The 9,303-nt window shown below is 71.2% G+C and carries 8 protein-coding genes; 7 read left to right on the top strand and 1 reads right to left on the bottom strand.

Annotated elements, in window-relative coordinates; translation table 11 throughout:
- The 6 genes from ABTZ89_RS08740 to ABTZ89_RS08715 form a co-directional block, all read left to right on the top strand.
- A partial coding sequence (locus tag ABTZ89_RS08740; protein WP_351041941.1) for an MFS transporter occupies positions 1-916 on the top strand: 916 nt, incomplete at its 5' end.
- Between the two features lie 29 nt (positions 917-945).
- Positions 946-2,481, top strand: coding sequence for an AMP-binding protein (locus tag ABTZ89_RS08735; protein ID WP_351041938.1), 1,536 nt, complete (start codon positions 946-948; stop codon positions 2,479-2,481).
- 101 nt (positions 2,482-2,582) lie between these two features.
- A complete protein-coding gene (locus tag ABTZ89_RS08730; protein WP_270952508.1) occupies positions 2,583-3,716 on the top strand; it encodes a thiolase family protein in 1,134 nt (377 codons plus the stop codon).
- 203 nt (positions 3,717-3,919) lie between these two features.
- Positions 3,920-5,065 (top strand): acyl-CoA dehydrogenase family protein, encoded by a 1,146-nt coding sequence (locus ABTZ89_RS08725; RefSeq protein ID WP_270952507.1) that lies wholly within the window; start codon positions 3,920-3,922, stop codon positions 5,063-5,065.
- A gap of 339 nt (positions 5,066-5,404) precedes the next feature.
- On the top strand, positions 5,405-6,577 hold the full coding sequence (locus ABTZ89_RS08720) for a M14 family zinc carboxypeptidase (RefSeq protein ID WP_351041934.1): 1,173 nt from the start codon (positions 5,405-5,407) through the stop codon (positions 6,575-6,577).
- Positions 6,578-6,644: 67 nt separating this feature from the next.
- A complete protein-coding gene (locus ABTZ89_RS08715; RefSeq protein WP_270952505.1) occupies positions 6,645-7,517 on the top strand; it encodes a LysR family transcriptional regulator in 873 nt (290 codons plus the stop codon).
- On the opposite strand, the gene ABTZ89_RS08710 is transcribed toward ABTZ89_RS08715, so the two are convergent.
- Complete coding sequence (locus ABTZ89_RS08710; protein ID WP_351041930.1) at positions 7,429-8,382, bottom strand: LysR family transcriptional regulator; 954 nt, start codon at positions 8,380-8,382, stop codon at positions 7,429-7,431. The two genes, ABTZ89_RS08715 and ABTZ89_RS08710, sit on opposite strands and share 89 nt — an antisense overlap.
- A 154-nt stretch (positions 8,383-8,536) precedes the next feature.
- On the opposite strand from ABTZ89_RS08710, the gene ABTZ89_RS08705 reads away from it, so the two are divergent.
- Complete coding sequence (locus ABTZ89_RS08705; protein WP_270952503.1) at positions 8,537-9,301, top strand: crotonase/enoyl-CoA hydratase family protein; 765 nt, start codon at positions 8,537-8,539, stop codon at positions 9,299-9,301.
- Positions 9,302-9,303: the final 2 nt, after the last annotated feature.

Raw genomic sequence — 9,303 nt, 5'->3', positions numbered from 1 at the left:
GGCCAACGCCGGGACCTTCGAGTGGTTCCCGAAGGAGAAGCGCAGCCTGCCCTCGGCGTGGCTGTCCTCCGGCGCCTCGATCGCCAAGATCGCGGTGGCCCCGGTGCTGACGCTGATCGTGGTGGCCTCGGGCTGGCGGGCGGCGTTCGTGACGTTGGCGCTGGTCGGCGTGGTCTGGTGCGTCGCCTGGTTGCTGATCGGCCGCGAAGGCCCCTACGCGACACCGCGCGGCAAGACCGCCGAGCAGCAGTCCGACACCGGGATCCGGGTGCCGTTCCGCAAGATCGCGCTCAGCCGCAGCTTCATCGGCGGCGCGATCGGCACCTTCATGGTGTACGGGATGGTGTCGGTGGTGCTGACCTGGCTGCCGTCCTACTTCGAGGTGGGCCTCGGGTTCAGCCGGGTGCAGGCGGGCAGCATGTTCGGGCTGCCCAGCATCACCGGCATGATCGGCATGGTCGGGGCCGGCTGGTTGACCGACCGGATGGTCTCGCGCGGTTCCAGCGCCCGCGTCCAGCGCGGCCTGGTCCCGGCCGTCTCGCTGCTGATCGGCGGTGGCCTGCTGGCCGCGCTGCCCTACATCGGTGGCGCTTGGGCAGCGGTCGCCGTCGTGGTGGTGGCCTACGGGTTCATGGTGGTGTCGCTGCCGGTGATGAACGCGGTGGTGTCGCAGATCAGCCCGACCCGCCAGCAGCCCGGCGCGCTCGGCTTCTTCCTCGCGCTGCAGACGCTCTCCGGCCTGTTCGCCCCGGCGCTGACCGGTGCTCTGGTGGACGTCGCGCCGACGCCCGGTGCCGGCTACGCGCAGGCCTTCCAGCTGTTCGGCGTGGCTGTGCTAGTCGGAGGTGTGGTGATGGCGCTGCTGGTCGACCCGGATCGCGATGCCCGCCGGATCTTCGGTGGCGTCCGCTCCTGACCGCGGTTCTCTGATCGAGGAGGTCGAAGATGCCCGTCGCGCTCGGCGAACTGGGTCTGTTCAACATCGCCCGCACCGATCCGGACCGGTCCGCGGTGGTGGACCTGGCAGGGCGCTCGGTGAGCTTCGCCCAGCTCGCCGAGCGGGCCAACCAGCTCTCGCACGCCTTCCGCGAGCTCGGGCTGCGGCCGGGGGACTGCGTGGCCGCCGTCGTCCACAACGGACTGCCGTTCTTCGAGCTGCGGCTGGCCACCTGGCAGTCCGGGCTGTACTTCACCCCGATCAACCACCACCTCGCCGAACCGGAGATCGCCTACATCGCGGAGAACTGCGAGGCGGACCTGGTCGTCGTGGACGCGGCGCTGACCGCGCAGTGCGGCCCGGCGATGGATGCCGCGGGGATACCGCAGCGGATGCGGTTCGCCGTCGGCGGCTCGCCCGGCTGGCGGGACTACGAGGAGCTGTTCGACGGTCAGCCGCGCACCGCACCGGACGAGCGGACGGCCGGGGAGCTCATGCTCTACACCTCCGGCACCACCGGTCGTCCCAAGGGCGTGCGGCGAGCGCTCACCGGTCGGCCGCCGCAGGTCCCGCCGCACTACCTGGACTTCATGGGGCGCCTGGACATCGAGCCCGGCCCCGGCGTGCACCTGGTGATCTCGCCGCTGTACCACGCCGCACCCGCCGCTTTCGCCTTCATCGGGCTCAACTTCGGCCACACCGTCGTGCTCAGCGAGCGGGCGACTCCGGAACAGGTGCTGCGGCTCGTCGAGGAGCACCGCGTGACCACGACGTTCACGGTGCCGACCGTGCTGCAACGCCTGCTGCGGCTGCCCGCCGACGTGCGCGACCGCTACGACACCTCGAGCCTGCGCAGCGTGGTGCACGCGGGCGCGCCCTGCCCGGTGGAGGTCAAGCGCGGCTGCATCGAGTGGTTGGGGCCGGTGCTCACCGAGTTCTACGGCGCCACCGAAGGATCGGTCACCGCGGTGCGCTCCGCGGAGTGGCTCGACCGGCCCGGAACGGTCGGATTCCCGTTGTCCGCGGCGGAAGTCCAGATCCTCGACGAGCAGGGCGAACAGGTGCCCGCGGGCGAGGTCGGCGCGGTGTACTTCCGCAGCGGCATCACCGGGATCGAGTACTTCAAGGACCCGGACAAGACGGCGGGCGCCCGGCACGGGGAGCTCATCACCGTCGGCGACATCGGCTACCTGGACGACGAGGGCTGGCTGTTCCTGTGCGACCGGCGCACCGACCTGATCCTGTCCGGCGGCGTCAACATCTACCCGGCCGAGGTCGAGGCGGCGCTGCTGGCGCACCCGGAGGTGGCCGACGCAGCGGTCATCGGAGTGCCGGACGAGGAGTGGGGCCAGTCCGTGCTGGCGATCGTGCAACCCGCCCCGGACGTCGCGGCCGGCCTGGTCGACCGGCTGGCGGAGCACTGCCGGGAGCGCCTGGCCGGGTTCAAGGTCCCGCGGCGCATCGAGCTCACCCCGGACCTGCCGCGCACCGACTCCGGCAAGCTGCTGCGCCGCGAACTGCGCGCGCCGTACTGGGGCGGATAGGCGCGGCCTATCCCAACGTTCCACGCCCGGTCTTTGCCCGCAGCCGGGCAGTGGTGGTTCATTCGAGTCCTGGCCCGCCGTTTCCCAGACAGGAGAAGCAGATGAGGGACGCAGTCATCGTCGAAGCCGTGCGCACCCCGGTCGGCAAGCGCAACGGCGCGCTGTCCGGGATCCACCCGGCGGACCTGTCCGCGCGCGTGCTCAACGAGCTGGTGGAGCGCGCGGGGGTCGAACCCGGCGACGTCGACGACGTGGTGTGGGGGTGCGTGAGCCAGGCGGGGGAGCAGGCGGGCAACATCGCGCGGACCTCCGTGCTGGCCGCGGGCTGGCCGGAATCGGTGCCCGCCACCTCGGTCGACCGGCAGTGCGGGTCCAGCCAGCAGGCGGTGCACGCGGCCGCCGCCGGGGTCCTCGCGGGCTACTACGACATCGCGGTGGCCGGCGGGGTGGAGTCGATGAGCCGGGTGCCGATGGGTTTCGCGCGCAAGGGCGTGGACAAGGTGCTGCCCGACTCGGTGCTGGACCGCTACGGCGTGAAGGGCTTCAACCAGGGCATCGGTGCGGAGATGGTGGCCGAGAAGTGGGGCTTCTCCCGCCAGCAGGTCGACGAGTACTCGCTGTCCTCGCACGCGAAGGCCGCCGCCGCGATCGACTCCGGAGCGCTGGACGGACAGCTGGTGAAACTGCCGGAACTCGAAGCCGACGAGGGCGTTCGCCGGGGTGGCAGCCTGGAGTCGCTGGGCAAGCTCAAGACCGCGTTCCGCGAGGACGGTGTGGTCACCGCGGGCAACGCCTCGCAGATCTCCGACGGCAGCGGCGCACTGCTCATCACCACCAGCGACATCGCCCGCGAGCGCGGCCTGCGGCCGATGGCCAGGGTGCACACGGCGGTGCTGGCGGGCGACGACCCGGTGATGATGCTGTCCGCCCCGTGGCCGGCCACGCACAAGGCGCTGCGCAAGGCGGGGCTCGGCATCGACGACATCGGCGCGTTCGAGGTCAACGAGGCGTTCGCGCCGGTTCCGCTGGCCTGGCTGGCCGAGACCGGAGCCGATCCGGCGCGCCTGAACCCGCTGGGCGGAGCGATCGCGGTCGGCCACCCGCTCGGCGGATCCGGCGCGGTGCTGATGACCCGCCTGGTGCACCACATGCGCGCCAACGGAATCCGCTACGGCCTCCAAACGATGTGCGAAGGCGGCGGGATGGCCAACGCCACCATCCTCGAACTGCTCTGAGCGTTGAGGTTTTCCAGACCCGTTCTGCGTGGCGGTGCGGGTGGCGGAACCTCACCGTGCTTCGCGGTTACCGGACGGGAATCAAAATTCAATGGAAATCGCACGTCCAATTTCCATTGAAATTGCGTGGCGGAGCGAGAGGTTGCCGGGCGCTCGGGTGGTTCCGGGCGAGTGTTGCGAAGACAGCGGATGAGGAGGGGCGGATGCGCAGCAGTGCTTACGGGGCGGAACACGAGGCGTTTCGCGAGGTGGTGCGGGACTTCCTGGCCAAGGAGGTCGTGCCGCACTTCGCCGAGTGGGAGCGGGCCGGGATGGTGCCCCGCGAGCTGTTCCAGAAGGCCGGAGCGGTCGGGATGCTCGGGTTGCAGGTGCCCGAGGAGCACGGCGGCGGCGGGACGAGCAGCTTCAAGTTCAACGCCGTCATCACCGAGGAGACCTCGCGCGCCGGGGTTTCGCTCGGCGGGTTCAAGGTGCACACCGACGTGGTCGTGCCGTACTTCATCTCGCTCTGCGACGAGGCGCAGGCGAAGCGCTGGTTGCCGGGACTGGCCAGCGGCGAGCTGATGAGCGCCATCGCCATGACCGAGCCCGGCACCGGGTCGGACCTGGCGGGCATGGCCACCACCGCCACCCGCGAGGGCGACTACTACATGCTCAACGGCGCCAAGACGTTCATCACCGGCGGGCACAACGCAGACCTGGTGATCGTGGTGGCCCGCACCGGGCAGGGCGAGAACCGCAGGGACGGGTTGTCGCTGCTGGTCGTGGAGCGCGGCATGGCCGGCTTCAGCCGGGGCCGCAACCTCGAGAAGCTGGGGCTCAAGGCGCAGGACACCGCGGAGCTGTTCTTCGACGACGTGCGCATCCCGGCAGAGAACCTGCTCGGGGAGGAAGGCCGCGCCTTCCAGTACCTGAGCGCGAACCTGCCGCAGGAGCGGCTGGGCATCGCGGTGTCCGGTCAGGCCGCGGCGGAAGCCGCGCTGCGCACGACGTTGGACTACGTGCGCGAGCGGGAGGTCTTCGGCAAGACGGTGGGCAGCTTCCAGAACACCAAGTTCGAGCTGGCCGGGTGCGCGGTGCAGATCGAGGCCGGGCGAGCGCTGCTGGACCGCGCGCTGGACGAGCAGGAGGCGGGGGAGCTGACCGCGGCCGACGCGGCGAAGGTCAAGGTGTACTGCACCGAACTGCAGTCCACAGTGGTCGATCGCTGCCTGCAGCTGCACGGCGGCTACGGCTACATGCTCGAGTACCCGATCGCCCGCATGTACGCCGACGCCCGCGTCACCCGCATCTTCGGCGGAACCACCGAGGTGATGAAGACGATCATCGCCAAGGACCTCGGCCTCTGACGCGATTACCGGGCGCTCCTCGTCCTGGCGGCGAGGAGCGCCCGTTCGCGCGTCCGCAAGCCCCCGAGCCCAACGGGATCTCTCGGTCGGACCGGAAATGCGTCCGTTCTGGGCAATTGACGCCGCTCTGACGGGAACTTACTGTCCTGCTGCGATCTCGGCCCAGGACGTTCCCCGCCCTCGGCTTCCCCAGCAGTGCGATGTGCCCGGAACTCGGCGGGATCGGTGCGCCGGGTTCGGGCCCCGCAGCTTGCAACTCGTGAACGGAGATGTGCGACTGTGAGTCGAATTCCGCGTTGGAGAGCTTCGTTGGCTTGCGTGGCGGTTAGTTCCGCTGCGATGACCGGACTCGCCGCACCGGTGCAGGCGGATCCTCCGGAGGGGCCGGACCAGGGGCAGTGCAGGATCTTCGACGATCCGCAGTGGGAGGGGTGGACCTCCCACGCCGAGCTCGGCAAGACCCTGCGCGACATCGAGGCCACCTCGAACGGCCGGGTCGGCGTGAAGCAGGTCGGCACCACCAAGCAGGGGCGCGAGCTGTGGGCCGCGCGCGTGGGGACCGGCAAGCGGGTGCTGATGGTGCAGAGCGCCATCCACGGCAACGAGCGGACCGGCACCGAAGCGCTGCTCGGCATCCTGCGGGACCTCGGCACCAGTCGGGATGCCGCGACCGAGCAGCTGCTGTCGCAGGTCACGCTGGTGGCGATGCCGATGGTGAACCCCGATGGCGGGGAGCTGAACCGGCGCATGAACGTGTACGGCTGGGACCAGGTGGTGGCCGACCACCCGCAGCTGGCCGGCGCTCCCACGGCCTGGTACCACAGCCCCGACGGCGACGGGATCGACCTGCCGGGCTTCGACCTCAACCGGGACTTCAACCCCGACCTGAACTACGTGCCGCGGCCGGAGGACCTGCCCGGAAAGCAGACCGACGCCGGGTTCTTCCTGTCCCCGGAGTCGCAGGCGATCCGCGACACCTACCTGTCGCTGCGCGATGAGTTCGGTGCGGTCGACGCGGTGGTGGACCTGCACCACATGGGCCCGTGCGGGCGCACCACCGGTGGGCCGCAGGACGGCAAGCTCATCTCGGTGTCGCTGGACTACCCGCCGCTCGGCGTCAACGACGGGGCGGCGTACAAGGAGAAGTTCCCGCTGCTCGACCAGGACAAGTCCCGCCGCTACGCGCTGTCCGTGGCGCGCGGCATCCAGGCCGCTTACGGCTCCCAGTCGCCGTTGGCCGGGGTGGGCCGGTACCTGCACCCGGACGAGCGCGAGTACGCGGGCCAGGGGCGTTCGGCGTTCGCGCTGAACGGTTCGGCCACGGTGCTGTTCGAGGTCCGCGGTCAGCAGGACGACCTCGGTCAGAAGCAGCACGGCATGCTCATCCAGTCGGTGCGGACCGGCGTCGAGTCGTTGATCGCGGCGATGGCCTCCGGCGAGGTCGACCGCGTCAGCGGCAACGACTTCTTCGCGCTGCCCGACTACGGCTGGGACACGAGGGTGACGGACTGATCGCGTGCGGGCGCGGAAACCGGCTGCGACCGGTTTTCGCGCCCGCAGCGCAGGCTAGGCTGCCCCGGTGGAGTTGCACCAGGTCGAGTACTTCCTGGCCGTCGTCGATCACAACGGCATCAACGCTGCGGCGAGCGCGCTGCAGCTGGCGCAGCCCACGGTGTCGCAGGCCATCCGCGGTTTGGAGCGCGACCTCGGGGTCGAGCTGTTCCACCGGATCGGCCGCGGCATGGTGCTGACCTCGGCCGGTCAGGCGTTCGTCGGTCCGGCCCGGCAGATCCTGCGGGACGTCGTAGCCGCCGAGGGCACGTTGGTCGATGCCGCCGGGTTGCCGCGCGGGCGCTTGGACATCCACGTCGCGGCTGCGCTGGCGGTGCATCCGGTGGCGCAGCTCGTCGGCCGGTTCCGGCAGCGCTACCCGAACGTTTCGCTGCGGCTGGCAGAGCTGCGCGACGAGGAAGCCGGTGCTTCGCTGATCCGCGAGGGGCACTGCGAGATCGTGTTCACCAACCTGCCCGTTCCGGCCTCGGACCTGCAGGTGGAGGAGCTGGGGCGGCACGAGTACTGGCTGGTCTTCCCGCCGGGCACGGAGGTGTCGGCGAAGGATCCGCTGCCGCTGGCCGAACTCCCGGACCTGCCGCTGGTGATCGTGCCCAAGAGCGGTGGCCGTGCTGCCATCGAGAGGGCGCTCAGTGCGGCCCGCAAGCGCACCCGGCCGTCGGCGGTCGTGCAGCACCGGGAGTCGATGCTGCCGTTCGTGCTGGCCGGGGTCGGGGGCACCGTGCTCGCCCGGCCGATGGCCGAGCAGGCCGCCGCGCGCGGGGCGATCGTGCGGGCGGTCGATCCGCCGATCAGCCTCGGTTACGGGGTGCTCTACGACCCCGCTGTTCTGTCGCCTGCGGGGCGGGCGTTGCTGCGGATGGCGCGGACTCCGCGCTGACCCCGGCGACGGCCAGGAACGCCTCCGCGGCGGGGGACAGCGGTCCCGGGCGGTGCACGAATCCGATGCTGCGCCGCAGTTCCGGTGTGGTGGAGCGCAGGACCACGCCCTGCAGTTCGCGTTCGGCCAGGCTGCGGGGCAGGAACGTGGCGCCCGCGCCGTGCGCGACCAGGTCCCAGATCGACTGCCGGTTGGCCGACTCCACGGCGACGGTCAGCGCCGAGGTGTCCAGCACGTCGTCGACCAGGCTGAGCGTGTCGCCCAGTTCCAGGACCAGCGGGATGCCGGCCACCGCGGACAGCGGCACCGGGTCGGGCAGCTGCGCGGCCAACTCCGGGGGCAGGACCAGCACGATCTCCTGGGTGTGGAGCTCGCGGGTGCGCAGCGAGGAGCCGCGGGGCCCGGTGCTGTGCAGGGGGAGCGTGGTCAGTCCGAGCTCGGCGCGCCCGCGTCGCACCTCGTCGACCACGCGGGCCGAGCCGCCGGGGTCGATGACGTTGAGCAGCACACCGGGGTGGCGCTGGTGGAACTCGCCGGCCAGTTCGGGCAGCGGGTAGGCGGCCAGCGTCGCCAGCGCGGCGATGTCGAGCTGGCCGCTGCTGAGCGCGAGCACGTCGCGCGCGGCGCTGCGTGCGCGCTCGACGTCGCGGAGGATGCGGCGGGCGGGCGTCGCGAACGCCTCGCCGTCGGGGGTGAGCACCAGCTGGCGCCCGGTGCGGCGGAACAGCTGCACCCCGAGCTGGCGCTCCAAGCTCCGGATGGCCTGCGACAGGGACGGCTGCGCGATGTACAGCGACTGCGCGGCCTTGGTGACGCTCCCGTGGTCGATCACCGCAACGAAGTACTCCACCAGCCGCAGGTCCACCCCGGAAGGATACGGACCCGGTGGCAGTGCATTGGTCCGGGCTATGGGTGCGTGCGGGGTTTGGTCTGGATCATACCGGCCGGTCGGTCTGGACCTGGGTCGCCGCGAGCGGGATACTGGGGCGGCCTTGGCTCGAGACCGGAGGAGATGCAGCGTGGGTGAGAGCGTCCTGACCGAGATCGCCGACGGCGTCGCCGTCATCACGATCAACCGGCCCGAGGCCCGCAACGCGGTGGACCGCTCGGTCGCCGAGGGCCTGGCCGCCGCGATCGACGAGCTCGAAGAGCGCTCCGACGCGGTCATCGGCATCCTCACCGGCGCGGGCGGCACGTTCTGCGCGGGCATGGACCTCAAGGCCTTCACCCGCGGCGAGCGCCCCTCCATCCCGGGCCGGGGATTCGGCGGCGTCACCGAGCGGCCACCGTCGAAACCGCTGCTCGCCGCCGTCGAGGGCTGGGCCCTGGCCGGTGGCTGCGAGCTGGCGCTCAGCTGCGACCTGATCGTCGCCTCGCGGGAGGCCAAGTTCGGGCTGCCCGAGGTCAAGCGAGGCCTGGTCGCCGCCGCCGGTGGTCTGCTGCGGCTGCCCAAGACGTTGCCGTACCAGCTGGCCATGGAGGTCGCGCTGACCGGCGATCCGCTGACCGCCGAGGTCGCCCACGCGCACGGGCTGATCAACAAGATCACCGAGCCGGGCGAGGCGCTGAACGGGGCGAGGGAGCTGGCCGCGCGGGTGGCGGCGAACGGGCCGCTCGCGATCCGCGCCACCAAGCAGATCGTCTCCGGTGCGGTGCGGTGGACCGACGCCGAGGCCTTCGCCCAGCAGCGCGAGATCTCGTCTCCGGTGTTCGCCTCCGCCGACGCCCAGGAAGGGGCGCGCGCGTTCGCCGAGAAGCGCAAGCCGGTCTGGCGGGGTGAGTGAAC

The sequence above is a fragment of the Saccharopolyspora sp. NPDC002686 genome (genome assembly GCF_040295745.1).
GTDB lineage: Bacteria > Actinomycetota > Actinomycetes > Mycobacteriales > Pseudonocardiaceae > Saccharopolyspora > Saccharopolyspora oryzae.
This window is presented reverse-complemented; position numbering and strand designations above follow the sequence as displayed.